The sequence below is a fragment of the Nocardioides sp. Root240 genome (genome assembly GCF_001428825.1).
Lineage (GTDB): Bacteria > Actinomycetota > Actinomycetes > Propionibacteriales > Nocardioidaceae > Nocardioides.
The window spans coordinates 108,377-131,045 of sequence record NZ_LMIT01000002.1; the positions used below are offsets into that span (position 1 = coordinate 108,377).

The window sequence follows — 22,669 nt, forward strand, 5'->3', positions numbered from 1 at the left end:
GTGTGCGATTCTTAGGTTATGCAAACCTTAGAGGCCGCCGCGGCGCTCGCCCCGGCACGGACCGTCGTGCCGTCCGGGCGCGCGGTCCGGTGCGGGGTCCTCGGGGGCGCGCTGGTGCTGCTGCTGGTCGGCGTCGTGCTGAGCGTCGCGCTCGGCGTCCGCGAGGTCGCCTTCGGCGAGGCCTGGCGCGCGTTGACCGACCCCGTCGCCGGCAACGTCGACCACGCGGTGATCCGCGGGCAGCGCGTCCCGCGCACCCTGATCGCCCTGCTCGCCGGGACCGCGCTCGGCCTGGCCGGCGTGCTCAGCCAGGGCATCACCCGCAACCCGCTGGCCGACCCCGGGCTCCTCGGGCTCAACGCCGGCGCCGCGCTCGGCGTGGTCGTGGCCGCCACGGTTCTCGGCGTGACGGGCGCGGGCAGCGTGGTCTGGTTCGCCTTCCTCGGCGCCGCGGTCGCCGCGGTCGTGGTCTTCGCGATCGGCAACGGCCGCCCGGTGCAGCTGGCCCTGGCCGGTGCGACGGTGACCGCGCTGCTGACCCCGATCTCGACGCTGGTGCTGTTCCGCGACGTCGACGCGTTCAACGAGCTGCGCTACTGGCAGGTCGGTGCGCTCAACGGCCGCGACCTCGGTGCGGTCGAGGTGCTGTGGCCGTTCATCGCGCTCGGCGCGGCGCTGGCCTTCTTCGTCGCGCACCGCCTCAACGGCCTCGCCCTCGGCGACGACGTCGCGGCGGCGCTCGGGCAGGGTGTCGGGACCACGCGCGCGCTCGCGGGCCTCGCGATCATCCTGCTGGCCGGCGCGGCGACCGCGCTCGCCGGACCGATCGCGCTGGTCGGCCTCGCCGTCCCGCACGCCGCGCGCCGTCTCGTCGGCACCGACTACCGCTGGCTGGTGCCGCTGTGCGCCCTGCTCGGACCGGTCATGCTGATGGCCGCCGACATCATCGGCCGGCTGGTGAGGTCCGACGAGCTCGAGGCCGGTGTCGTCGCCGCGCTGATCGGCGCCCCGGTCCTGATCGCCGTGGCCCGCGGCCGACGGGTGGCCGGACTGTGAGCACCGCGACCCTGCAGGCGATCACGCGGATCCGGCGCCGCAGCCGGCTGCGGACCCTCGCCGTCGTCCTGGTGGGTGCCGGCGCCTGCCTGGGCCTGCTGCTCGTGACCTTCGGGCTGGGCGCGGCCGGCGTACCTCCCGAGCGCTCGTTCCCCGCGCTGTTCGGGGTGGGGGACCGCTTCGACCTGCTCGTCGTGCGCGAGCTGCGCCTGCCCCGCGGCGCCGCGGCCGTCGTCGCCGGCGTCGCCTTCGGCCTCGCCGGCGCGCTCTTCCAGTCGACGCTGCGCAACAACCTGGCCAGCCCGGACATCCTGGGCATCTCCGGCGGTGCCTCGCTCGGCGCGGTGACCGCTGTCGTCGGGTACGGCGCCTCCGGCTCCACGGTCAACCTGGCTGCCTTCGCGGGCGCCCTCGCCGCGGCCGTCGCGATCTGGGCCCTCGCCTGGCGAGGGGGCCTGCACGGCATCCGCTTCGTGCTCGTCGGCGTCGGCATCGCCTACCTGTGCGGCTCGCTGATCTCGTGGCGGCTCTCCGAGGCCGACCTGCGCGAGGGCGGCACCGTGCTGCTCTGGACCGTGGGTAGCGTGGCCGACGTCCGCGACGGCACGCTCGGGCTGTTGACCCTCGGTGTCCTCGTGCTGGCGATGGTCACCGTCCCCGTCGCCCGCGAGCAGCGGGCGCTCGCCCTGGGCGACGAGCACGCCCAGGGCCTGGGCCTGGGCCCCACCCGCTCCCGGGTGCTGGCGCTCCTGATCGGCGTCGCGCTGGTCGCGCTGGCCACCGCGGTCGCCGGGCCGATCGCCTTCGTCGCACTGGTCTCGCCCGCGATCGCCCGCCGTCTCGTCGACGACGGGGGACCGGCGCTGCTCACCTCGGCCGTCGTCGGCGCCGCGCTGGCCATGTCCGCCGACGTCATCGGGCAGTACGCCCTGCCGGGCAGCCTGACCGCGCCGGTCGGCATCGTCACCGGGCTCGTCGGTGCGCCGTACCTCCTCTGGCTGCTCGCCCGCAGCGACCGAAAGGGACAAACATGAGCACCTCCATCGCCGCCGAGGGGATCTCGCTCGGCTACAAGGGTCACCCCGTCATCGAGGGCCTCGACCTCGAGCTGCCTGCGGGCAAGGTGACGGCGATCGTGGGTCCCAACGCGTGCGGCAAGTCGACGCTGCTGCGCGGCCTGGCCCGCCTGCACCCCCTGTCCGCCGGCACCGTGCGCATCGACGGTCGGGACGCGGCCGCCCTCTCGCGGCGCCAGCTGGCCCGGGTCCTCGGGGTGCTCCCGCAGAGCTCGGTGGCCCCGGACGGCGTCCGCGTCGCCGAGCTGGTCGGCCGCGGCCGGTTCCCGCACCAGGGCTGGTTCGGCCGGCACACCAGCCAGGACGACGAGGTCGTGCTCCGCTCGCTCGAGGCGACGGGCGTCGCCGATCTCGCCGACCGTCGCCTGGAGGAGCTCTCGGGCGGCCAGCGCCAGCGCGTGTGGATCGCCATGGTGCTCGCGCAGGAGACGGACGCGGTGCTGCTCGACGAGCCGACGACGTACCTCGACGTGACGCACCAGCTCGAGCTGCTCGACCTGCTCAGCGACCTCAACGAGCAGCGCGGGACCACTGTCGTGATGGTCCTGCATGAGCTCAACCACGCCGCCCGGTACGCCGACCACATGGTCGTCATGGCCGGCGGCCGGATCGCCGGCCAGGGTGCGCCCGGGGAGGTGCTGACCGCGGCGTCGGTGCGGGAGGCCTTCGGTCTGGACGCGGAGGTGATCCCCGACCCGGTGACCGGCGGGCCGCTCGTGGTGCCCAGGGGACGGACCCGTCGTGGACTCGCCGGGACTCTGGTTTAGGATAGCCTCACCTAACCCCGAGACACTAGGAGCAACCCGTGCGGATCACGCGCGCCTTCCGTCGCAGCACCGCGCTCGTCGCGGGTCTGACGACCGTCCTGGCCCTGTCGGCCTGCGGCCAGGAGGACACCGACCAGGACGCCGGCGAGACCACGCAGGAGGTCACCGACGAGTTCCCGATCTCCATCGAGCACGCCTTCGGCACCACTGAGATCAAGGAGGAGCCGAAGCGCGTCGCCACGTGGGGCTGGGGCTCCACCGAGGCCTCCATCGCCGCCGGCGTCTACCCGGTCGCGATCGCCGAGCAGATCTGGACCGTGGGCGAGGGCAACCTGCTGCCCTGGGTCGAGGAGGCCTACGACGCCGAGGACGTCGAGCACCCGACCCTGCTGCCCGACGACGGCTCCGGTGCGACCGTGCCCTACGACGAGTTCATCGCCGCCAAGCCGGACCTGATCCTCGCGCCGTACTCCGGCATCACCGAGGAGCAGTACAAGAAGCTCAGCGAGATCGCCCCGACCGTGGCCTATCCCGAGGCGCCGTGGACGACGACCTGGCAGGACACCATCAGCATCACCGCGAAGGCCCTCGGCCGCAGCGCGCAGGGTGAGAAGGTCCTCGGCGACATCGACAGCTACCTCGCGGACGAGGCGAAGAAGCACCCCGAGTTCGCGGACAGGACCATCGCCGCGCTCTACCCCGGTCCGAACACGATCTCGCCGTACACCGAGCTCGACCCGCGCCTGGCGATCCTGACCAAGCTCGGCTTCAGCGTCGCGCCCAGCATCGCGAAGCTCGACACCTCCAAGGGCGGCTTCTACTACGAGCTCAGCTGGGAGGAGGCGGACAAGATCGACGCCGACGTCGCGGTGACCTACTTCGACGACGACGCGCAGGCCGCTGCCTTCCTGAAGGACCAGAAGGCGTTGGCCATCCCGGCCGTCAAGAACGGTGCCGTCGCGCAGGTCGTCGGTCGCGAGCGGATCTCGGCCGTCTCGCCCCCGACCGCGCTCAGCTTCCGGTGGTCGGGCGGCATGCCGGAGCTGATCGAGAAGCTCGCGGCCGCCGTCGCGAAGTGACCGACGCATCCATCCCGACGGGTCAGCACGGCCCGTCGGGGTGGATGCTGCGCGTCTCGGTCCGCTCGTAGCGGCGCGGGAGGTGGTCGCCCACGTAGATCTTCGGCATCGCCTTCGCGATCGCCAAGGCGACGTAGACCACGGTGTTGATCGCCACGAAGGACGCGAGGATCGCGAACCCGTGCGAGCGGACGAGGTCCTCGGGGAACAGGATCCCCAGCGGTACGACGAGCGCGTTCATGCCTGCACCTGGCTCGCGGTGCGGGGCTGGGCCTCGTAGTGCCAGGTCGCCTGGCGGCCGAAGGACATGTCGAGGATCCCCTTGAGGTAGACGATGTCGAGGAAGAGCGCGTAGCAGAGCTCCGGGAAGAGGGTCGCGGCGAGCAGCCGCGCCTTCCAGCCGCCGCGCCAGACCGTGACGATCCGCTCGACGGTGAAGACCAGGCCGGTGCCGACCCAGAACGGGAACCACACCCACTGGTCGTAGGAGGTCATCATCAAGAACATCAGCAGGAGGTAGGCCGACAGCGCGATCACGCCGTACCCGATGCCGAGCTGCTGCGCCCAGTAGCGGAAGGTGGCCGCGCGCATGCCGTACTCGCCGAGGTTCTCGAGCGCGCCGCGCTGCCAGCGCAGCCGCTGGACCCACAGCGCCCGCCAGGTCGGCATCACCTCGGTGACGACCGTGCAGTCGGCGGGGGACATGACCAGGCCGCCGAGGGTCTTGAGGGCGAGGGTGATCTCGTTGTCCTCGGTCAGCACGAGGGTGTCGTAGACGTCCCCGGGTACGCCGGGCAGCGCCTTCCCGCGCTCTGCGGACACCGTGCGCAGGGCCCGTGGGCGGAAGACCGTGGCCGTCCCGGTCAGCACGAACACCCGGCCGCGCCGGCGCCGGAGGTCGCGGCCGTAGCGGGTGTACTCGTTGCGCTGGAAGAGGCCGATCAGGCCCTTCCCCGGCTCGCCGTAGAACAGGCCGCCGATGGCCATCAGCGCGCGGTCCTCGGTCATCCGGCGCACGACGGAGGCGAGGAAGCCCGCATCGAGCGAGGTGTCGGCGTCCATCACCATGACCAGGTCGTTCTCGCCCTGGGTGGGCAGCACCTTCGCGAGCACCTGGTTGAGGGCGCCGGCCTTCTTGTGCTGGTTGTGGACGGTGATCATCACCTCGACGCCGACCTCGCGGGCGATCTCGACGGTGTCGTCGGTGCAGTTGTCCGCCACCACGATCACCCGGTCCGGGCGGTGCGACTGCGCGAGCAGCGACTCCAGCGTCGCGCGGATCCCGACGGCCTCGTTGTGGGCGGGCACCAGCACGGTGAGGGTCACCGGGCCGTGGAAGGTGCCGCGGGTCTCCGCCATGACGTGGCGTGGCGAGAGCGGCAGCCGGGCGCCGTCGTCGCTGCGCCGGGCGTGGTTGGCGATCCGCCTCTCCAGCAGCGCGACGCCCGCGGCGAACAGCAGGGCGAGACCGGCGGCGAAGGCCAGCGTCGCCAGCGTGGGCGCCTGGGTGTCGTAGAGCAGGTGCCAGGCACCGAGCACGACGCCGTCGGACGGCTTCGTGCTGTGGCTCTCGGAGTCCGAGAGCGACCAGCCCAGAAGGGCGGCGCCGGCGACCGCTGTACCGAAGATGAGCAGGCCGACCCCACGTTGAAGGCGCTGCCCCGAATCACCGAATGCCTCAGTCACATTGCTCTGATCGGCCAGATGCCGGCCGATCTGACACGTGAGTCCCACACGGATGAGGGACGCCGGTTGCCAGGACGGAGATGCCATGGGGTCGCGAACCGAGTCGGTGGTGACGCACGCCGCCGCGGTCGATGACGACCACCTGCGCCTGGTGGTCGAGGCGTCGCCGAGCGCGATGCTGCTGGTCGACCCCAGCGGCCGGATCGTGCTGGCGAACAGCGAGGCGGAGCACTCCTTCGGGTACACGCGCGAGGAGCTGCTGGCCCTGCGGGTCGAGGACCTGGTGCCCCAGCGGTTCCGGCAGCACCACGACGTCGAACGGCAGGAGTACGTCGCCCACCCGTCCCGCCGGGGGATGGGCGTGGGCCGCGAGCTCTTCGGCCTGCGCAAGGACGGCACCGAGATGCGCGTCGAGATCGGGCTCAACCCGATCGTCATCAGCGGCGAGCGGTTCGTGCTGGCCTCGGTCATCGACATCACCGAGCGGCTGCGCGGCCAGCAGGCCGAGAAGCTCGCCCGCGAGGGCGAGCTGCGGCGCTCGATCCTCGACAGCATCCCGTTCTGCGTCATCGTGACCGACGCGGCCGGCCGGATCGTGACCGCGAACCCGGCGGCCGAGTCGCTGCTGGGCTACGCCCAGGACGAGCTCATCGGCCGGTGGATCACCGAGGTCGACGCGGTGGAGCGCGCCCGGTACGCCGACGGCACGCCCGCGCTCAGCCCGGTCGGTGGCGACGAGGCGGAGTGGACCTACCGGCACAAGGACGGCCGCGCCGTACCGGTCAACGAGGCGATCGTGGCGCTGACGGTCGACGACGAGCCCGGGTTCATCGTGGTCGCCTACGACATCACCCACCGGATCGAGGCGCGCGAGCGGGTCGAGCACCTGGCCACCCACGACGCGCTCACCAACCTGCCGAACCGCAGCCTGCTGGTCCGTCACCTCGACCACGCCTTCGACTCCGCCGACAGCGATCGCCGGCAGGTCGCCCTGCTCCTGATCGACATCGACCACTTCAAGCGGATCAACGACTCGCTCGGGCACCACATCGGCGACGAGATGCTCGTGGTCGTGGCCGAACGGCTGCTGGCCTGGGTGCGTGAGTACGACGTGGTGGCCCGCCTCGGTGGCGACGAGTTCGTGATCGTGTTCGACGACCTCGACCCGGGTGTCGACCTCGACAAGCGGATCGCCGACCTGACCCGGGCCGTGCTGGCACCGATGGTGGTCCACGGCTACGAGCTCGCCGTCACGGCGAGCATCGGCGGTGCCCTCTACCCGGCTGACGGCGACGACCCGGCCGCGCTGCTCAAGCACGCCGACATCGCGATGTACCAGGCGAAGTCCGCGGGCCGCAACGGTGTGCGCTGGTTCGAGCACGCGATGCTCGACGACAACAACGACCGGCTCGCCCTGTCCGGTGCGCTGCGCCAGGCCATCGAGCAGGAGGAGCTCTCGCTCGTCTACCAGCCGCAGGTCGACCTGGTCAGCGGTCAGGTCGTCGGCGTCGAGGCGCTGGCCCGGTGGAGCAGCCCGCTGCTCGGCGCGGTGACGCCCGACCGGTTCATCCCGGTCGCCGAGGACGGCGGCATGATCGTCGAGCTCGGCGGCTGGGTGCTCCGCGCGGGCTGCGCCACGCTGGCCCGGATGCAGCGCGACCTGGGCCGCGAGCTGCGGCTCGCCGTCAACGTGTCTCCCCACCAGCTGCGCAGCGAGACCTGGCTCGCGGAGATCGCGGACGCGATCGCGACCTCGGGGATCGAGCCGTGGCAGCTGGAGGTCGAGCTGACCGAGGGCATCCTGATCGAGGACCACGGCGACGTCGTCGCGATGCTCGAGGCGCTGCGCGAGCTCGGGGTTGCCATCGTGCTCGACGACTTCGGCTGCGGCTACAGCAGCCTCGCGTACCTGACGAAGTTCCCCATCGACAAGATCAAGATCGACCGGTCCTTCGTCCAGGACATCGCGGACGCCGACACCGACGCCGCGATCGTCGACGCGATCATCGTGATGGCCCACGCCCTCGGCATGACCGTGGTCGCGGAGGGCGTCGAGACCGAGGTGCAGGAGAGGTACCTGCGCGAGCGCGGGTGCGACGAGGTGCAGGGCTACCGCTACAGCCCGGGTGTGCCCGCGCGCGACGTCGTGACGATCGCGCGCGAGCTCACGCTCACCCCGTAGCCCGGGTTCAGTAGCTCTTCGGCAGGCCCAGCATCTGGGTGCCGATGTGCGCGAGCACGAGCTCCTCGGCGACCGGGATGTTCTTCGCGATCCGGGCGTCGCGGAAGATCCGCTCGACCGGGTACTCCTTGGAGTAGGCCATCCCGCCGAGGGTCTGGAAGGCCTGGTTGGCCGCCTCCCAGCCGACCTGGGCCCCGGTCAGCTTCGCGACATTCGCCTCGTTCCCGCACGGCCGACCCTGGTCGAAGAGCCACGCGGCCTTGTAGGTCATCAGGCGGCCGAGCTCGGCCTTCGCCTTGATCTGCGCGAGGGGGAACTGCAGGCCCTGGTTGGCGCCGATCGGCCGGCCGAACACCTCGCGCTCGCGGGCGTAGTCGCTGGCGATGCGCAGCGCCGCGTCCGCCGTACCGACGCCGCCGGAGGCGGCCAGGATCCGCTCGGGGTTGAGCACGTCCCAGAGGACGGCGAAGCCGGCGTCGACCTCGCCGATGACGTGGGCCGCGGGCACCCGTACGTCGTCGAAGAACACCTGGCTGGAGTGCAGGATGTTGCTGCCCATCTTCGGGATGGGCGTGTAGGAGAGCGTGCCGGCGGCGAGCGCCTCCTTGACGTCGACGAGGAAGAGCGTGAACCCGGCGGTGCGGGGGAGTCCGCGCTCCCTGGTCTCCGCAGCGGGGATCGTGCGGGTCACGGCGACCATCCAGTCGGCGTTCTCGACGTTGGAGATCCAGACCTTCTGGCCCTTGATGACGAACTCGTCCGGGTTGTCGGGGGCGCGGCGGGCCTGGGTCTTGATCTCGATCGCGTTGCTGCCGGCGTCCGGCTCGGTGAGCGCGAGGCAGAACTGCACGGTGCCCTCGGCGAGGCCGGGGAGGATGCGCTGCTTCTGCTCGGCGCTGCCGTGGCGGGTCAGCGTCATCGCGCCGAATCCGGGCGTGGTGACGTAGAAGAAGGTGCCGGCGACGCCGCCCGAGGCGCACAGCGTCATGTTGGCGACGGCCAGCTCCAGCAGGCCCTGCCCGCCCCCGCCGTACTCCTCCGGGACGCAGAGACCGAACCACCCACCGGCGCCGAGGTCGTCGAAGACCTCCTGTGGGAAGCGGTGCTCCTCCTCGCAGCGCGACCAGTAGGCGTGGTCGTACTTCGCGGCGACGGCGGCCACGCCCTCCTGGACGGCGAGGGCGGAGTCGGGCAGGTCGAAGTCCATCGGGGCTCCTGGCTCGGGATCGGGGTGGTGGTCAGACGAGGGGGCGGCGGAACCGACGGCGCAGCCGCATGTCGGCGAGCCACAGGTTGAACGGGAAGGCCCGCAGCACCCGGGGGAGCCGGCGCTCGACGGCGCCGACGACGCGCATCAGGCGGTCGAAGCGGCGCTGCTTGCGCCGCGACCAGGACAGTCCCATCGCGTCACGGAACAGCGGCGGCAGGAAGCCGGTGGTCACGAACACGAGGAAGGGTGCCATCAGTCGCACCGGTGCCGGGAAGTTCTGCAGCGTGGTCAGCTTCATGAGGTACTCGGCCACGTCGGGGTCGATGTCGACCTCGGCGAGGGAGTCCTCCCAGTAGCGGTCGAAGGCCGCGCGGTCGGCGGGCCAGGCCTCGGCCGGCATCTGCAGCGTCGTACCGAAGCGGGCACAGTGGAGGTAGAGCGCGTCGGCCTGCTCGTCGGGGAGGGGGCCGTGCATCTTCTCGATCATGTCGGCGGTGCCGTAGTAGAGGCAGGCAGCGACCCAGGTCTGCAGCCGCGGGTCCATCGCCCGGTACTCGACCTTCTCGCCGGGCCGCGAGTAGACCTGCGCGTGCTGCCGGTTGACCTCCTTGCGGAAGGCCGTGCGGTCGGCGTCGTCCCCGAGCAGGGCGACGGCGAGGTAGGTGAAGGTGGTCCGGCCCCGCTTGTAGGGGTGCTTCATGGCCGAGCCGTCCTCGACCCGGCTGTTCATCACGCCGTGCCCGACCCCGGGCCAGCTCAGCTGCATGATCACGTTGGCCGGGCCGGCCAGGTGGGCGCCGATCCCGGAGACGTGGTCGCGCATGTCGAACCACTCGGGAACGGGCAGGTCGCGCACCTTGGCGGTGCGGGGCGTCGTCTCGGCTCGGCTGGTCACGGCTCAAGGCTAGTCTGTTATTGGCAGCCTGCCAATAGTAGGCTGCGGGACATGACCGAGACCGCCCGTCGCCAGCGCCTGTCCCCGGACCAGCGCCGCGAGCAGATCCTGGTCGCCGCGGAGCGGCTCTTCGCGGAGCGGCCGTACGTCGACGTCTCCACCACGGAGCTGGCCGCGGCGGCGGGCGTGGCGCGGGGCCTGCTCAACCACTACTTCGGTGACAAGCGGGCCCTCTACCTCGACGTCGTACGACGGGCCTCGCTCCTGCCGACGCTGGAGGACGTGCCGCTCCCCACCGGGTCGCTGACCGAGCGCGTGGACGCGGCCGTGCACTGGTTCCTCGGCTCGATCACCCCGGAGCGGGCGACCTACCTGACCATCGGTGCGGCCGAGGGGGTCGGCGACGACGCCGAAGTGCGCGCGATCCTCGACGAGGCCCACGACCTCGCGGCCGGCCGGGTGCTCGAGCTGGTCGGCGGGGACCCGGCCGACGCCGCGTCGCGCGCGGCGATCCGGGCGTTCGGCGAGCTGGCCCGCGGTGCGATCCGCGAGTGGTCGCGCGCCGGGACGCTGACCCGCGCGCAGGCGCACCTGCTGCTGCGCGAGTCGCTGCTCGTCATCGTGGAGAACGTGCTGCCAGGGCTGTGACCGGGGCCGTCCCGTTGCGGATGGCCCGCTTCACGTCGTACATGGCGTGGTCGGCGTTGCTCAGCAGGCTGCGCGCGTTGCAGGAGCGCTCGGACACGACGGCGCCGATGCTGGCCGTGATCCGGTCGTAGGGAGCGTCGGCCGCGTCGCCGTAGGGCTCGGCGACGGCCGCGCGGATCCGGTCGGCACAGGCCCGGAGCTCGTCGGCGCTGCGCAGCCGGGTGCAGACCACGACGAACTCGTCGCCCCCGAGGCGCGCGACCGTGTCGCCGGCGCGCACCGTCTGCTGCAGCCGTTGGGCGATCTCGACGAGCAGCAGGTCTCCCTCGCCGTGGCCCCACGCGTCGTTGACCAGCTTGAAGCCGTCGAGGTCGAGCAGGATCACCCCGACCGTGCCGGGGGCGCTGCGTGCGAGGGCGTCCTCGAGGCGCTCCATCAGCAGGGTCCGGTTCGCCAGGCCGGTCAACGGGTCGTGCAGCGCGAGGTGGCGCAGCCGCCCGATCAGGTCGTTGCGGGAGTCGCGGAACAGCGACAGCGTCAGCACCACCACGGCCAGGCAGCCGACCATGCCCTGGGCGAGCAGCGCCTGCTCCTGCGGGGCGATGCCCTCCAGCGCGCCCCGGTCGAGCAGGGTCGCCCAGACGATGGAGGTGCCGGCGGCGGCGAGGAAGAGCGTGCTCGTGGTCGTCGAGAAGCGCAACGAGACCCAGATCGCGGGCAGCATGATCGCGAACGCGATCGGCAGGCCCGGGTTGAACCAGAACACCCGCCCGAACACCCACGTCGTCACGGCGACGCAACCGGCGATCTCGAGCGAGCGGGCCCAGGACAGCTCCGGGCGGCGCCACTGGGCCGCGCGCAGGCGCAGCACCACCGCCACGCCGGCGAGGGCGGTGACGCCGTTGCGGACGGCGAAGAGCGCGAAGGTCTCGGGGAGCTCGGGGTGGCCCTGGTGGGCGAAGAACGCCGTGGCGAGGATCGCGGCGACCAGTGTCCCGCAGGTGAGCGCGGCGACGAGCCGGCCCAGGTCGGCCGGGTCGCGCAGAGCGATCTCGCGCCCGTCGTACCCGAGGAGGGCGGTGGTGACCGCAGCCAGCGCGACGTTGACGCCGACGAACCAGACCGAGAGGTCGAGGGCGGCACCGGTCGCCATGCTGACGGCGAGGGTCAGCGTGCCGAGCGCGACCCAGTGCGCTGCTGCGGCGCGGCGCGACCGGCCGCGGGCGTGGATCCCCCAGAGAACCGCGACCGCGGCGGCCGGCCACACCAGCGAGACCTCGCTGCCCTCCACCCGCGTCGCCCGACCGACGAGGATCGCGAGCGCATAGGCCGTGGCGTACCCGAGTGCGGGCAGCGCTGCCCGGGCGGCGGCTCCGGTCACGGTCCTCTCCACTTCGTCATCGAGCACCCCGTCCCATCGGCACCGACACCCCCGATCGGAGGGGTTCCGGGCCGGGACCAACCTTCGACCAATCCCGACGGTCCATGCTGGCGTGACGACGCTCACTCTCGGGGGATCGAACATGGGGAACACACCTCGGCGGCAGCCTGCCGCCTCGCTCAGCCGGCGCTCGTTCGTCGGGTACGTCGTCGGAGGCACCTCGCTCATGGTCGCCGCCGACCTGGCACTCGGGGCGGCTCCGGCTCACGCCTTGCCGATCCCATCGGTGCCCCAGGTGCCGGAGCTCTACGACCTGAACGACTTCCTGGTCCACTGCGCGCTGCCGACGTCCAACCTGATCGGCATCACGATCGCAGAGGACGGAGACGCGCACTTCGCACTGCCGCGGATGGAGGTGGGACAGGGCATCACCACCGCGATGGCGATGTTGGTCGCCGACGAGCTCGACCTGCCGATCGAGCGGGTCCACGTGAGCCTGGCGCCGGCCCGCAAGGAACTGCTGTTCAACCAGCTGACCGGGGGCTCCAACACGATCGTGTCGATGTACACGCCGGTCCGGGTCGCCGCCGCCGTCGCCCGCAAGGCACTGCTCGACGCTGCCGCCGTCCAGCTGGGCGCCCTCGTCACGACGCTCACGATCAAGGGCGGAGTGATCTTCGACGCCCTGGGCAACTCGGTCACCTTCGGCCAGGCTGCCGCCGACGCCGCCCCCACGACCACCCGCAAGGTCGAGGTCCGCCTCAAGGATGCCTCCCAGCAGTCGCTCGTCGGCACGCCGCAGCGTCGGATCGACGCCCTCGACGCGGTCACGGGCCGCAAGCAGTTCGCGATGGACCTCGACGTCCCCGACGCGCTGCCGACCATGGTCTGCCGTGCGCCGGACCTCAACGGCACCGCGAGGTCGGTCCGCAACGAGTCCGCCGTCAAGGAGATGCCCGGGGTCACCCACGTCGCGATCATCCCGACCGGGGTGGCCGTCCGGGCCAGGACCTTCGGGCAGTGCATCGACGCCGTCCGGGCCCTCGATGTCGAGTGGAACGGCGGTACCGTCCCGGGGATGTCCGCGGATGACGTCCTGGCCGAGCTGCGGAGGGCGCAGCTGCCACTCGTGGTGCCGAAGCTGGGTGCGGCAGCGCTCGACGCCGAGTTCGTCTTCCACTTCCGCAGTGGGTCGGCGCTCGAGCCGAACTGTGCCGTGGCCGACGTGCGGGACGGCTCGGCGACCATCTGGGGCGGCCTCAAGTCGCCGATCGACACGCAGTCCAAGGTCGCCAAGGCGCTCGGGCTCCCGCAGGACGAGGTGACGGTCAACGTCGTCCAGGGTGGCGGCTCCTTCGGGCGCAAGCTCTTCAGTGACGCGGCGATCGAGGCGGCGCACGCGTCGAAGGCCTTCAGTGCGCCGGTGAAGCTGATGTGGCACCGCGCCGACGAGCCGCGCCAGGGTCGCGTGCACCCGATGGCGACCTCGCGGATCCGGGCCACGGTGCTGGCCGGGAGCGTGATCAGCTTCGAGCAACGGCACACGAGTGTGCCGACCGACTTCACCCACGGGCTCGGGGAGCGCATCACGGCCGAGGTCGCGGCGCTGCCGACCGGGCTGGCCAACCTCGGCTTCGCGGAGACGATCTTCCTGCTCACGCAGGAGCTCCCGTACAACTTCGGCGTCATCACCCAGCTGCTCAACGAGCCGAAGCCCGCGCCGGACCGGTTCAACACCAGCTCGGTGCGCAACATCTACTCGCCCGACGTCGCCACGGCCAACGAGCTCATGGTCGACCAGCTCGCGGCCCGGCTGCGCAAGGACCCGGTCGCGTTCCGTCGTACCTATCTCAAGAGCCGGGTGGTCCGCCGGGTGCTCGACCGCGCCGCGGAGCTGGGTGAGTGGGGCAGGGCGATGCCGGCCGGCACCGCGCAGGGCATCGCGATCCACAAGGAGTACAAGGGAGCGACCGCCGTCCTGGTCGAGATCGACTGCCGTCCGGAAACGGTGAACCGCAAGGTGCGCGACGCCGTCACGGGCCCGCGGGTCACCCGGGCGACCGTCGTGGTCGACGCCGGCATCGTGATCAACCCGAAGGGCGTCGAGGCCCAGATGATGGGTGGCTTCATGGACGGGATGGCCCAGGCGCTGACCTACGGCAACCATCTCGTCGACGGGCACTTCCTCGAGGCGAGCTGGGACAACTCGGCGTACACCCGACAGTGGAACGTCCCCCTCGACTTCCGGTGCGAGGTGATGGAGTCCGAGAGCAAGGAGCCGGGCGGGGTGGGCGAGGCCGGCGTCGCAGCATCCATGGCGGCGGTCGCCTGCGCCTACGCGCGGGCCGCGGGCCGGATGCCGACCGAGTTCCCGATCAACTTCCGGGCACCGCTGCACTTCGAGCCGAAGTCCTACGTGCCGCCCGTCCCCGAGTCACCGGTCGACGGCCTCGACCACACGTTCTAGAGGAGCCTGCGATGCCGAAGCACACCTTCCAGCTCAACGGCGAGACCGTGACCGTCGACGTCGAGGACGACGTCCGCATCCTGTGGGTGCTGCGCGACGTCCTGGGCGTGACCGGACCGAAGTACGGCTGCGGGATCAACGTCTGCAAGGCGTGTACGTCGCACGTCAACGGCAAGGCGTTCAACCCCTGCTCGGTGCCGGTCGCGGCCATCGGGGCGGACGACGAGATCACCACGATCGAGGGCCTCGCCGACACCGTCCCCGGCGACGGGCTGCACCCGATGCAGGAGGCCTGGCTCGAGCACGACGTCGCCCAGTGCGGCTACTGCCAGCCCGGGCAGATCATGGCGGCGGTCGCCCTGGTCAACAAGGTCCGTCGCGAGGGCCGGGCGATCACCGAGGAGGACCTCGACGCGATCCGCAACGTGTGCCGGTGCGGCACCTACGCGCGGATCCGTGACGCGATCCGCACCGGCGCCGAAGCGATGTAGGGCGGCCCGCACCCGTACGATTCGCCGGTGGACAGGATCGACCCGGACGAGCTCGCCATCGCGATCAAGGTGCTGCGACAGATCCCGGAGCTGCACCCCGATCACGAGGACGTGCGCACCATGAAGCGCGCGGCGTCGTACATGTACAAGCTGATCAAGAAGACGCGGCGGGCCGAGATCCGGCAGGAGCGCCAGCGCCACGACCAGGACATCATCGAGAAGACCGCGACCGGGTCGCGGATGCGGATCGACGACGAGACCGCGGGCATCCCGCTGGTGTCGACGGCGAAGGGCGCCTTCGCGGGTGAGCTGATCACTGCGCGCGGGTGCTACATCTGCAAGGAGGACTTCACCCTCGTCGACGCGTTCTACCACTGGCTGTGCCCGCGCTGCGCCGCGATGAGTCACGCCAAGCGGGACCAGCGCACCGACCTGACCGGCAAGCGGGCGCTGCTCACGGGTGGGCGGGCGAAGATCGGCATGTACATCGCGCTGCGGCTGCTGCGCGACGGTGCGCACACCACGATCACGACGCGCTTCCCGAAGGACGCCGTGCGCCGGTTCGCCGCGATGGAGGACTCCGCGGACTGGATCCACCGGCTCAAGGTCGTCGGCATCGACCTGCGCGATCCCACGCAGGTCATCTCGCTGACCGACGACGTCGCGGCCGACGGCCCGCTCGACATCATCATCAACAACGCCTGCCAGACGGTACGACGCCTGCCGGGCGCCTACTCGCACCTGATCGACGGCGAGAACACCGCCCTGCCCTCCGCCGAGGCGCTCGGCGTGAAGGCGCTGCCGGAGATGGTCACCTTCGACCGGATCTCCGAGGCGCACCCGGCCGCGATCGCCGGCGCGTTGTCGTCGACCGCGGTCGCGCACCACGACGGCGAGTCCGCCGAGGCCGCCCTGGCCGCCCACAATGCGGCGTCGCTCACGGCGCTCTCGCTCAAGGCCGGTGGCGCCTCGCTGGAGGCCCACCTCGCCGGCACCGCGATCGATGCCGGCGGGCTGATCCCGGACATCCAGGACAACAACTCCTGGACCCAGGTGCTCGACGAGGTCGACCCGCTGGAGCTGCTCGAGGTGCAGTTCTGCAACTCGATCGCGCCCTTCCTGATCAACTCGCGACTGCGCCCGGCCCTGCGCGCCGCCGTGCAGAACGGTGCCCGCCGCGCGTACATCGTCAACGTCTCGGCGATGGAGGGCCAGTTCTCCCGCCGCTACAAGGGCGCCGGCCACCCGCACACCAACATGGCCAAGGCCGCGCTCAACATGATGACCCGCACCTCGTCGGGGGAGATGTTCGAGACCGACAAGATCCTGATGACGGCCGTCGACACCGGCTGGATCACCGACGAGCGGCCGCACCACGAGAAGCTGCGGATCGCGGCCGAGGGCTGGCACGCCCCGCTCGACCTGGTCGACGGCGCGGCGCGGGTCTACGACCCGATCGTGCGCGGCGAGGCCGGCGAGGACGTCTACGGCGTCTTCGTGAAGGACTACGAACCGTCGCCGTGGTGAGCCTGCGCTGAGTACATTCCTGCCATGAGCCGGGACATGGTGGATGCGTACGTCGAGCGGCTGCTCGAGGAGTTCACGGGCAACGAGTCGGTGAAGAAGGACGACCAGGGCGGCTACCCGTTCCGGTTCGGCAACAGCGGCTACACCGTGCGCGTCGTCGGCACCGACGAGCGCCCGGCGGTCAGGGTCTGGTCCGTCGCCGTGCACGACGTCGACCAGACGCCCGAGCTGCTCGGCAGCCTCAACGAGATCAACCAGCGCCTGCTGCACGCCCGGGTCTACTGGGCGGAGAAGGCGGTCGTCTTCGAGGACGCCGTCGCCGGGCTCGCGCTCAACAAGGGCACGCTCGAGTCCTCGCTGACCGACGTCGCCGAGGCGAGCAACTTCTTCGGGCCGCAGCTGAAGGAGAAGTTCGGCGGCTCGCTGACCTTCGAGGACGAGCCGGCGGCCGACCAGCCGGGCGCCGCGGCCGACCCGACGGCCGAGCCGGCAGCGGGCGACGGTCTCTACCTGTGAGCGAGCCGCCGGGGGAGGGCGTCGCCGAGCGCCGGGTCAGCGGTGTGCAGGACCGGCGCGCGAGCGGGCAGCGCGACCGGCTGGTCCTGGACGCCTTCCTCGCGATCTCGGCCGACCTCAGCCTCGACGGCGTCCTCTCGCGGATCGTCGAGATCGCCAGCCGTCTCTCCGGGGCGCAGTACGTCGCCCTCGGCGTCCTCGGGTCCGTCGGCGAGCGCCGGCTGCGGACCCTCGTCCTCCACGGCTTCTCCGACGAGGTCGCCGAGCGGATCGGCATCCTGCCCACCGGGCAGGGCCTCCTCGGCCTGATCATCGACCGGCCCGAACCGCTGCGCCTGCACGACATCGCCGAGCACCCCGCCTCGTGTGGCTTCCCCGAGGGGCACCCGCCGATGCGGTCGTTCCTGGGCGTCCCGGTGCGGATCCGCGACCAGGTCTTCGGCAACCTCTACCTCACGGAGAAGGCCGGCGGCGGGGACTTCACCGCGGAGGACGAGGAGGTCGTCGTCGCCCTGGCCGCAGCCGCCGGTGTCGCGATCGAGAACGCCCGTCTCTACGAGGAGACCGCGCGTCGCGAGGCCTGGGCGCGGGCCACGGCCGACATCGCGGCACTCGTGTCCGAGGAGAGCGACCTCGCTGCCGCCTGTGCGGCGGTGGTGTCACGTGCCCGGGCCGTCGCGAGCGCCGACGCCGCGTGGATCGACCTCATCCACCCCGAACGCGAACCCGCCGTCCTCGGCCACGACGGCAGCCCCCTGGCTCCCGACGACGCCGGCCTGCTGCTGACCGTCCCCTTCGTGCCGACCGCCGGCGCGTCCGGCTCCCTGAGCCTGGCCTGGGCCTCGGAGAAAGCCGAGGGCGGCCGGGCCCTCGAACGGGAGCTGGTCGCGGCGTACGCCGAGCAGGCGGCCCTCGCCCTGCAGCTCGCGGCGGCCCGCGAGGACCAGCGGCTGCTCTCGGTCTTCGAGGACCGCGACCGGATCGGCCGGGACCTGCACGACCAGGTCATCCAGCGGCTGTTCGCCGTCGGCCTGAGCCTGCAGGGCACGCTCCGGCTCGTCGAGCGGCCCGAGGTCGCCTCGCGGATCGAGGAGGCAGTCGACGACCTCGACGTCACCATCAAGAACATCCGGGCCGCGATCTTCGGCCTCAACGCCGAGGAGCCGGAGTAGCGTCTCAGCGGGCGCGGCGCAGCGTGCCGGCCACCAGGGTGCGGGTCTCGGCCGGGTCGACGACGTCGTCGATCTCGAACACCCGCGCGGCGTTGAGCGCCTTGGCGTGGTCGCGGAGCGCGGCCGTCTGCTCGGCGACGACGGCCTCCCGCTCGCCGTCGGGCAGTGCGGCCAGCTCGTGGGCCATGGCCAGCCGGACCGCGCCCTCGAGGCCCATCGGGCCGAGGTGGGCGCCGGGCCAGGCCAGCGTGAGCAGCGGCCGGTGCGTGCTGCCGCCGAGCATCGCCTGGGCGCCGAGGCCGTAACCGCGGCGCAGCACCACCCCGGCCAGCGGCGTGGTCAGCCGGGCGCCCGCGGTGACCATCCGCGACGCCTCGCGGACCAGCCCGGTGCGCTCTGCCTCCGGCCCGACCATGAAGCCGGGGGTGTCGACCAACGAGAGGACCGGCAGCTGCCAGCGCTCGCAGAGGTCGAGGAAGTCGGCTGCCTTGGTCGAGGCGTCCGCGGTGAGGGCGCCCGCCAGCGCCGTCGACTGGTTGGCGAGCACGCCGACGGCCAGCCCGTCGATCCGCACGATCGCCGTCACCAGCTCCGGCGCCCAGGCCTCGCGCAGCCAGAGGACCGAGTCCTCGTCGGCCAGCGCCTCGACGAGCGGCCGGACGTCGAAGGCCTCGCGGTCGTTCTCCGGCAGCAGGGTCCGCAGCGCGGCCTGGTCGGCCGCGGGCTCACCGGTTCCGAGGTCGGGCTCGTGCAGCACACCCAGCAGGCGTCGTACGACGGCCACGGCGGCGGCCTCGTCGTCGACCACCACGTCCAGGACCCCGTTGGCCGCCTGGTCCTCGACGGGTCCGATCTCCTCGGCCGCGAACTGCCCCAGTCCGCCCCCGGCGATCATGGCCGGCCCGGCCATGCCGAGGTTGGCGTCGGGCGTCGCGATCCGCAGGTCGGCGCAGCCGGCGATCACCGCGTTGCCCGCGAAGCAGCGCCCCGACACGACTGCGATCCGCGGCACCACGCCCTGCAGCTCGCCCCACAGCGCGAACGAGCCGACGTCGAGCGCGGAGACCAGCGGCAGGTCGACATCACCCGGCCGCCCGCCGCCGCCCTCGGTGAAGAACACCGTGGGCAGGCCCATCCGGCCGGCCAGCTCGATCAGGCGGTCGGACTTCCGGTGCCCGCGCATCCCCTGCGTGCCGGCCATGACGAGGTAGTCGTACGACAGCACCGCGCACGCCCGGCCGTCGACCGTCGCCGTGCCCCCGATGATGCCGTCGGCCGGCGCCTCGACCACCAGCTCGGCCAGCGGCCGGCGCTGCTCCTGGGCGGCGGTGACGAAGCGCCCGTACTCCACGAACGACCCGGGATCGACCAGGTCGGCGATGTTCTCCCGCGCGGTACGGCGACCCTTCGCGTGCCACCGGGCGACCTTCTCCGGACGGGCGTCGTCGGTGGTCAGGAAGCGGCGGGCGAGCACCTCGGGGAGTCCCTGTGCGGGGGCGTCGTCGGTCACCGGGCCATCATGGCAGCGCGATGCATGCCCGATACTGACGCCCGTGAGCGAGTCGAAGCCGGTCCTGAAGTCCTGGTACGGGCTCTTCCTCTGCTTGATGTGCCTCGCGGTCAGCGCCGTCGCCGTCCCGTTCTGGATCGCGGCCGACCAGGGCGACGGCACCTTCGGCACGTACACCGCCGAGACCGAGGAGTGCTACGTCACGAAGTGTGACTGGATCGGCACCTGGGTGAGTGACGACGGCACGATGCGGCGCGAGAAGGTCCACTCCGGCCACAGCGACCTGCATGAGCCGGGCGACCAGGTCCGACTCCAGAAGGGAGTCTCGGGCGACGAGTCGATGTACAGCGAGGACAGCAGCAAGGGCTGGATCATCATCCTCCTGGGCGACATCGGCTGCCTGATCTTCGTCGTGCTGTTCATCCGGGGCCGGGTGCGCGCCCGGCGGGCGGGCGCCGCCGCGCCCCCGCCTCCGCCGCCGGGGTCAGGCGGTGAGGACGTACCAACCGGCGAGCCCCGCGCGCAGGAATGAGCACTCGGCGGGGGTGATCGACCAGCAGTACCGCCCCTGGTTGCTCAACTGGAATGCCGAGGTCCTGACCAAGGCGCATTCGCACAGGCTTGCTACGCCGCGGCGTCGAAGCTGTGCGAACCGCCCGAGATGCCGACAGCAGCCGACCTGCTGAAGGCGCTGGGCGAGTACACCGCTACGAACCTCGCTCAGGTCTACAAGAACTGGGACATCGGTGTAGATCTGAGCGGAGTCGACTGGGTGGTGTTCGCCGACGCGGTCCGAGCAGTCAGCGGGATCCTGGCCGAAAGTTGAGCGCAACGCACTCGATCACCATGCCGCTGTCGGGATGTAGCCTCCGACCATGCTGCGGACTCGCGCGTTGGCGCTGATGAGCGCTCAGGGTTGGTAATCCTCGAACTCCCAATAACCCAGCCGACCGAGCCGCTCGCCAATCTCGTGCCACGTGTCGGCCTGAACGGATTGCACTCGTTTGGTCAGCCATCTATGTAGTGCGTTCCTGTCGAACGCCTCGAAGTCGACGACGAGGTGGTGGCGGGCGTCGTAGAACCCACCCTTCGCTTCCCCGGCCAGCCACTCGGGCGTGCACAGGGTCATGTCGAACGACTCCTCGCCGGGACCATCTGCCGGTCCGACGATCATGCGAGCGCGTAGCACGAACGCTGCCGGAGCCTCAGACAGCGTCGAAGGGTCAGGTTCAAGTATCAAGCTCTTCAACTCTGCTCGCACGGAACAGATAGTGCCTCATCCCGTCATCACCCGTGCCGCTGTCGGGACGAAGCGCCCGACCGCGCCGCTCATCGGTCCTAGCGATCAGCGTGTTACCTGACTGGAAACTGCGCGAGGCCCTGTTCCCAGTGGTTGGCGGCCTGTGCGATGTCGTGCTGCGGGACAACCAGTCGCACTCGATGTCCGAGTCCATCGCCCTCATCGTTCGAGCCGAGCGCAGGGCGGGACTCCGCGTCGAAGTGCACGTCCAAGGTCGTGACTCCCTGAGAGGACTCAACGACAGAAAAGCTCAAGTTGGGTTCGGTGAGCCAGAGCTTCGTAGCCCCGGGTTCGGCCACCGCCAGCGCTGTGCCCAGGCCGCGCAGCCATGCCGCCAGCTCTCGTGCTTCCCAAGTCGTCATACAGGGATCATTGAACTCCCACGACTGCGAGCCGTCCCACACCTTGCCGCGAAGGATGAGCCAGTTGGCATCCCAGTCAACCCCCGAGGACGTGGACCGCGCGCTGCCGAACTGATATCCGGACACCGCTAGTTCAACGAACTGACCGTCCAACGACTCGAGTCTCACCGTGGCGATGCTAGATGAGGACAGGACCGAGGATCCGAACATCAAGCGTCGCGAAAGAGGTGACGGACCCCCATGCCCCTGTCGGCGCGGAGCGCCCGACCACGCCGCTACGGGTGCACGCGTTACGGATGGCGTGGAACTGTCCGGGGGTGCGATTCTGCCGACATGGGGGAAGATGAGGCTTATCGCGAGGTGTCCCGCGAGGGTGGCGCGTATCCGATGATGTCGATCTCGGTGGCCGGCGAAGACGCCGTCGTGCACCTGTTCCGGAACCCAGATTCGTGCTTCTTTCTCGACCGAGACCAGGCGCTGGATGAGCGCGAGTCGCGCCTCTTTCCAGTCCTCGGCGTCGAGGTTGTTTCCAGCGGATCCTTCGTTTGCACAACGCGACGCGATCGGGCGGTCGCTGACGCATTCGCAAGTGGTGCTGAACCTGACGAACTGGGGACTTGGACGTCGCTCTGATCGCGGCAGGACGGATGCCGCTGTCGGGCTGGGAGCGCTCGCCCCTGACTCGGCGGGCGCGGCAGGCACTCGAAATGCCTGCACGCGAACAGAGGACTTCGGTCAGAGTTGTTGCATGCGCATGTACCACTATGTGGGTCCGAGCGATCGGAGAACGCCCGCGTGGGTCGGCCGGTACCCAGATCCGATCTCAGGACGATCTGGTCTCGTTGCTGCGGGCCCACCCTGAGGCGATTACCGATGCTGCGACCTTCGTGGTCGACGGTCGCGGCGTCCTGCTCCTGGCACCGCGACGGTCGGAGCACATCGACTGCGCAGGCGGGCGCGAGGTCCCGCAGCGAGCGCGTTCATGCCAGCGGTGGCGTGGGTCGCCAGCGCCGCCGCTCAGGCGGCGTCGCACCAGAAGACGTCGAGCCGGGGCAGGTGGTCGGGGTTCCGCGCACGTTGTCGGTCGGATTGCCAGCCGGGTGGAGCGGGCGCGACGGCTCGGTAGCGGTGACCCGTAGGGGTCACGGTCTCGACGGACGGTAGGTCGAGGTCTGGCCCGGGCACCTGCTGCCAGTCGGCTTGTTTGGCGTGGTTGCAGGCCGCGCAGAGGCCTTGGCCGTTGGCGTGACTGGTGGGTCCGCCGTCCTCGAACGGGACGATGTGGTCGGTGTGCTGGATCGGGGCGTCGCACCACGGGGTCGCGCAGATGCCGTGGCCCTGGAT

At 71.1% G+C, this 22,669-nt stretch carries 23 protein-coding genes; 14 read left to right on the plus strand and 9 right to left on the minus strand.

Annotation, left to right across the window (positions count from 1 at the left end; genetic code table 11):
* Window positions 1–18 precede the first annotated feature (18 nt).
* Genes ASE20_RS03590 through ASE20_RS03605 form a run of 4 tightly spaced genes read left to right on the plus strand, consistent with a single transcriptional unit; the run spans window position 19 to window position 3,978 of the window.
* On the plus strand, window positions 19–1,056 hold the full coding sequence (locus ASE20_RS03590; protein ID WP_082612123.1) for a FecCD family ABC transporter permease: 1,038 nt from the start codon (window positions 19–21) through the stop codon (window positions 1,054–1,056).
* Window positions 1,053–2,090: a FecCD family ABC transporter permease gene (locus ASE20_RS03595; protein WP_056893179.1), complete on the plus strand. Its 1,038-nt coding sequence runs from the start codon at window positions 1,053–1,055 to the stop codon at window positions 2,088–2,090. The genes ASE20_RS03590 and ASE20_RS03595 overlap by 4 nt, the downstream gene beginning before the upstream one ends.
* Complete coding sequence (locus ASE20_RS03600) at window positions 2,087–2,899, plus strand: ABC transporter ATP-binding protein (protein WP_056893180.1); 813 nt, start codon at window positions 2,087–2,089, stop codon at window positions 2,897–2,899. The genes ASE20_RS03595 and ASE20_RS03600 overlap by 4 nt, the downstream gene beginning before the upstream one ends.
* A 38-nt stretch (window positions 2,900–2,937) precedes the next feature.
* Window positions 2,938–3,978, plus strand: coding sequence for an iron-siderophore ABC transporter substrate-binding protein (locus ASE20_RS03605; protein ID WP_056893181.1), 1,041 nt, complete (start codon window positions 2,938–2,940; stop codon window positions 3,976–3,978).
* A gap of 22 nt (window positions 3,979–4,000) precedes the next feature.
* On the opposite strand, the gene ASE20_RS03610 is transcribed toward ASE20_RS03605, so the two are convergent.
* Both ASE20_RS03610 and ASE20_RS03615 read right to left on the minus strand, forming a co-directional pair.
* Window positions 4,001–4,219 carry a hypothetical protein gene (locus tag ASE20_RS03610; protein ID WP_200952707.1) on the minus strand — a complete coding sequence of 73 codons (219 nt, stop codon included), beginning with the start codon at window positions 4,217–4,219 and terminating at the stop codon, window positions 4,001–4,003.
* Entirely contained in the window at window positions 4,216–5,664 is a 1,449-nt protein-coding gene (locus tag ASE20_RS03615; protein ID WP_056893182.1) for a glycosyltransferase family 2 protein, read from the minus strand. The genes ASE20_RS03610 and ASE20_RS03615 overlap by 4 nt, the downstream gene beginning before the upstream one ends.
* A gap of 85 nt (window positions 5,665–5,749) precedes the next feature.
* On the opposite strand from ASE20_RS03615, the gene ASE20_RS03620 reads away from it, so the two are divergent.
* On the plus strand, window positions 5,750–7,846 hold the full coding sequence (locus ASE20_RS03620; protein WP_056893183.1) for a putative bifunctional diguanylate cyclase/phosphodiesterase: 2,097 nt from the start codon (window positions 5,750–5,752) through the stop codon (window positions 7,844–7,846).
* Between the two features lie 7 nt (window positions 7,847–7,853).
* On the opposite strand, the gene ASE20_RS03625 is transcribed toward ASE20_RS03620, so the two are convergent.
* Both ASE20_RS03625 and ASE20_RS03630 read right to left on the minus strand, forming a co-directional pair.
* Window positions 7,854–9,053 (minus strand): acyl-CoA dehydrogenase family protein, encoded by a 1,200-nt coding sequence (locus tag ASE20_RS03625; RefSeq protein WP_056893184.1) that lies wholly within the window; start codon window positions 9,051–9,053, stop codon window positions 7,854–7,856.
* Window positions 9,054–9,084: 31 nt separating this feature from the next.
* Complete coding sequence (locus tag ASE20_RS03630) at window positions 9,085–9,951, minus strand: oxygenase MpaB family protein (RefSeq protein WP_200952708.1); 867 nt, start codon at window positions 9,949–9,951, stop codon at window positions 9,085–9,087.
* A gap of 51 nt (window positions 9,952–10,002) precedes the next feature.
* Here ASE20_RS03630 and ASE20_RS03635 point away from each other — a divergent pair, with 51 nt between their 5' ends.
* Window positions 10,003–10,599, plus strand: a complete 597-nt coding sequence (locus ASE20_RS03635; protein WP_056893185.1) for a TetR/AcrR family transcriptional regulator — start codon at window positions 10,003–10,005, stop codon at window positions 10,597–10,599.
* Here the strand turns inward: ASE20_RS03635 and ASE20_RS03640 are convergent.
* A complete protein-coding gene (locus ASE20_RS03640; protein WP_056893186.1) occupies window positions 10,568–11,980 on the minus strand; it encodes a diguanylate cyclase domain-containing protein in 1,413 nt (470 codons plus the stop codon). The two genes, ASE20_RS03635 and ASE20_RS03640, sit on opposite strands and share 32 nt — an antisense overlap.
* A gap of 142 nt (window positions 11,981–12,122) precedes the next feature.
* Here ASE20_RS03640 and ASE20_RS03645 point away from each other — a divergent pair, with 142 nt between their 5' ends.
* The 5 genes from ASE20_RS03645 to ASE20_RS03665 are packed head-to-tail and all read left to right on the plus strand — an operon-like array spanning window position 12,123 to window position 18,153.
* Window positions 12,123–14,447, plus strand: a complete 2,325-nt coding sequence (locus tag ASE20_RS03645) for a molybdopterin cofactor-binding domain-containing protein (RefSeq protein ID WP_056893187.1) — start codon at window positions 12,123–12,125, stop codon at window positions 14,445–14,447.
* Between the two features lie 11 nt (window positions 14,448–14,458).
* On the plus strand, window positions 14,459–14,938 hold the full coding sequence (locus tag ASE20_RS03650; protein WP_056893188.1) for a (2Fe-2S)-binding protein: 480 nt from the start codon (window positions 14,459–14,461) through the stop codon (window positions 14,936–14,938).
* A gap of 27 nt (window positions 14,939–14,965) precedes the next feature.
* On the plus strand, window positions 14,966–16,465 hold the full coding sequence (locus ASE20_RS03655; RefSeq protein ID WP_056893189.1) for an SDR family NAD(P)-dependent oxidoreductase: 1,500 nt from the start codon (window positions 14,966–14,968) through the stop codon (window positions 16,463–16,465).
* A 24-nt stretch (window positions 16,466–16,489) separates the two neighbouring features.
* Window positions 16,490–16,981: a T3SS (YopN, CesT) and YbjN peptide-binding chaperone 1 gene (locus ASE20_RS03660; protein ID WP_082612127.1), complete on the plus strand. Its 492-nt coding sequence runs from the start codon at window positions 16,490–16,492 to the stop codon at window positions 16,979–16,981.
* Window positions 16,978–18,153, plus strand: coding sequence for a GAF domain-containing protein (locus ASE20_RS03665; protein WP_056893191.1), 1,176 nt, complete (start codon window positions 16,978–16,980; stop codon window positions 18,151–18,153). The genes ASE20_RS03660 and ASE20_RS03665 overlap by 4 nt, the downstream gene beginning before the upstream one ends.
* 4 nt (window positions 18,154–18,157) lie before the next feature.
* Here ASE20_RS03665 and ASE20_RS03670 read toward each other — a convergent pair whose 3' ends face one another.
* Entirely contained in the window at window positions 18,158–19,663 is a 1,506-nt protein-coding gene (locus ASE20_RS03670) for an acyl-CoA carboxylase subunit beta (RefSeq protein ID WP_157538638.1), read from the minus strand.
* A 43-nt stretch (window positions 19,664–19,706) separates the two neighbouring features.
* Between ASE20_RS03670 and ASE20_RS03675 the strand changes: the two genes are divergently transcribed.
* A complete protein-coding gene (locus tag ASE20_RS03675; RefSeq protein WP_056893192.1) occupies window positions 19,707–20,195 on the plus strand; it encodes a hypothetical protein in 489 nt (162 codons plus the stop codon).
* 129 nt (window positions 20,196–20,324) lie between these two features.
* Window positions 20,325–20,489, plus strand: coding sequence for a hypothetical protein (locus ASE20_RS24585; RefSeq protein WP_157538639.1), 165 nt, complete (start codon window positions 20,325–20,327; stop codon window positions 20,487–20,489).
* Between the two features lie 84 nt (window positions 20,490–20,573).
* Here the strand turns inward: ASE20_RS24585 and ASE20_RS03680 are convergent, their stop codons facing one another.
* Both ASE20_RS03680 and ASE20_RS03685 read right to left on the minus strand, forming a co-directional pair.
* A complete protein-coding gene (locus tag ASE20_RS03680; RefSeq protein ID WP_225869202.1) occupies window positions 20,574–20,924 on the minus strand; it encodes an Imm8 family immunity protein in 351 nt (116 codons plus the stop codon).
* Window positions 20,925–21,016: 92 nt separating this feature from the next.
* Window positions 21,017–21,493 carry a hypothetical protein gene (locus tag ASE20_RS03685; RefSeq protein ID WP_157538640.1) on the minus strand — a complete coding sequence of 159 codons (477 nt, stop codon included), beginning with the start codon at window positions 21,491–21,493 and terminating at the stop codon, window positions 21,017–21,019.
* Between the two features lie 165 nt (window positions 21,494–21,658).
* Here ASE20_RS03685 and ASE20_RS03690 point away from each other — a divergent pair, with 165 nt between their 5' ends.
* On the plus strand, window positions 21,659–21,958 hold the full coding sequence (locus ASE20_RS03690; protein ID WP_056893195.1) for a hypothetical protein: 300 nt from the start codon (window positions 21,659–21,661) through the stop codon (window positions 21,956–21,958).
* A gap of 384 nt (window positions 21,959–22,342) precedes the next feature.
* Here the strand turns inward: ASE20_RS03690 and ASE20_RS03695 are convergent.
* Window positions 22,343–22,669: HNH endonuclease (locus tag ASE20_RS03695; protein ID WP_162261033.1), on the minus strand; the 327-nt coding region annotated here is incomplete at its 5' end.

What these genes read in the sequence shown, in the direction of transcription:
- ASE20_RS03610 (WP_200952707.1), bottom strand. Translation starts at nt 4,219, where the DNA reads ATGAACGCGCTCGTCGTACCGCTGGGGATCCTGTTCCCCGAGGACCTC.
- ASE20_RS03600 (WP_056893180.1), top strand. Translation starts at nt 2,087, where the DNA reads ATGAGCACCTCCATCGCCGCCGAGGGGATCTCGCTCGGCTACAAGGGT.
- ASE20_RS03650 (WP_056893188.1), top strand. Translation starts at nt 14,459, where the DNA reads ATGCCGAAGCACACCTTCCAGCTCAACGGCGAGACCGTGACCGTCGAC.
- ASE20_RS03620 (WP_056893183.1), top strand. Translation starts at nt 5,750, where the DNA reads ATGGGGTCGCGAACCGAGTCGGTGGTGACGCACGCCGCCGCGGTCGAT.
- ASE20_RS03590 (WP_082612123.1), top strand. Translation starts at nt 19, where the DNA reads ATGCAAACCTTAGAGGCCGCCGCGGCGCTCGCCCCGGCACGGACCGTC.
- ASE20_RS03645 (WP_056893187.1), top strand. Translation starts at nt 12,123, where the DNA reads ATGGGGAACACACCTCGGCGGCAGCCTGCCGCCTCGCTCAGCCGGCGC.
- ASE20_RS03690 (WP_056893195.1), top strand. Translation starts at nt 21,659, where the DNA reads ATGGGGGAAGATGAGGCTTATCGCGAGGTGTCCCGCGAGGGTGGCGCG.
- ASE20_RS03625 (WP_056893184.1), bottom strand. Translation starts at nt 9,053, where the DNA reads ATGGACTTCGACCTGCCCGACTCCGCCCTCGCCGTCCAGGAGGGCGTG.
- ASE20_RS03660 (WP_082612127.1), top strand. Translation starts at nt 16,490, where the DNA reads ATGAGCCGGGACATGGTGGATGCGTACGTCGAGCGGCTGCTCGAGGAG.
- ASE20_RS24585 (WP_157538639.1), top strand. Translation starts at nt 20,325, where the DNA reads ATGCCGACAGCAGCCGACCTGCTGAAGGCGCTGGGCGAGTACACCGCT.
- ASE20_RS03635 (WP_056893185.1), top strand. Translation starts at nt 10,003, where the DNA reads ATGACCGAGACCGCCCGTCGCCAGCGCCTGTCCCCGGACCAGCGCCGC.